This window comes from Coprococcus sp. AF51-11b1, assembly GCF_027682785.1.
Taxonomy (GTDB): Bacteria; Bacillota; Clostridia; order Lachnospirales; family Lachnospiraceae; genus Allocoprococcus; species Allocoprococcus comes.
In genome coordinates this window covers 175009-175231 of sequence record NZ_JAQCZB010000007.1, presented here as the reverse complement: position 1 = coordinate 175231, position 223 = coordinate 175009, and the positions used below count along the sequence as shown (strand labels likewise).

Sequence of the window (223 nt, the reverse complement as noted above, 5' to 3'; positions counted from 1 at the left end):
AAGTGCTTCGTTCGACTTGCATGTGTTAAGCACGCCGCCAGCGTTCATCCTGAGCCAGGATCAAACTCTCGTTAAAAATGTTTGTATCCGGGTCAGAATCGCTTGGCAATTCTGTTCCTGTTTACTGTTCTGGTTCGACATCTTTCGATGTCCGTTCTTGAAAAATCTCTTTAAAGAATTTTCAGGGTTTGTTGTCTATTGTTCAGTTATCAATGTTCTTTTT

At 40.8% G+C, this 223-nt stretch carries 1 rRNA gene; it reads right to left on the bottom strand.

From position 1 onward, the window contains the following. A 16S ribosomal RNA gene (locus PGY05_RS08845) occupies positions 1-76 on the bottom strand; the annotation flags it as partial. Positions 77-223 lie beyond the last annotated feature (147 nt).